At 65.2% G+C, this 896-nt stretch carries 1 protein-coding gene; it reads left to right on the plus strand.

The genetic code is table 11. The features are described from left to right. A partial coding sequence (locus H097_RS24225; protein ID WP_032862973.1) for an AMP-binding protein occupies positions 1 to 896 on the plus strand: 896 nt, incomplete at both ends.

An 896-nucleotide genomic window follows, 5' to 3' on the forward strand; every position in this document is an offset into this window, starting at 1 on the left:
GCTCATCTGGCCTTGCCGATCCCGGCTCATGTGCAGGCGTTGGACCTGGGCCAGGCCCTGAGCGGCTACAGCAGCGCAAACCCACAGGTGACGCTGGACCCGGAAAACCTCGCCTATGCGATCTACACCTCCGGCTCCACCGGCAAGCCCAAGGGCGTGATGGTGCGCCATGGCGCGCTGACCAACTTCATTGTCAGCATGGCCGCCGCGCCGGGGATCGGTGCGCAGGATCGCCTGTTGTCGCTGACCACGTTCTCTTTCGACATCTTCGGCCTGGAGCTGTACACGCCGTTGATGGTCGGCGGGCGTGTGGTCCTGGCCAGCCAGGACACCCAGCGCGATCCCGAGCTGATCCTGCAGCAGGTACAAGCGCAGGGCATCACGCTACTGCAAGCCACGCCGTCGACCTGGCGCATGCTGCTGGAAAGCCCTAACGCAGGGGCCCTGGCGGGTCGTCGCTTCCTGTGCGGCGGCGAAGCGCTGGCCGATGAACTGGCCGTGCGCATGACGGCCCTGGGTGCGCAAACCTGGAACCTCTATGGCCCGACCGAAACCACCATCTGGTCGGCCTTGCAGCCGTTGAGCAGCGAACACAGCCACCCATACCTGGGCAAGGCGATCCACAACACCTCGCTGTACATCCTCGGCGAAGACCTGTCGGCCAACCCGGTAGGGGTGGCGGGTGAGTTGCTGATCGGTGGCGATGGCTTGGCGCGGGGTTATTTCGAACGTCCGGCACTGACCGCCGAGCGCTTCCTGCCCAACCCGTATGGCGAGCCGGGCGGGCGTTTCTACCGTACTGGCGACCTGGCGCGGTATCGCGCGGACGGGGTAATCGACTACATCAGCCGGATCGACCATCAGGTGAAGATCCGCGGTTTCCGTATCGAACTGGG

Origin of the sequence: Pseudomonas sp. FH4 (assembly GCF_000510915.2) — a bacterium.
Taxonomy (GTDB): Bacteria; Pseudomonadota; Gammaproteobacteria; order Pseudomonadales; family Pseudomonadaceae; genus Aquipseudomonas; species Aquipseudomonas brenneri.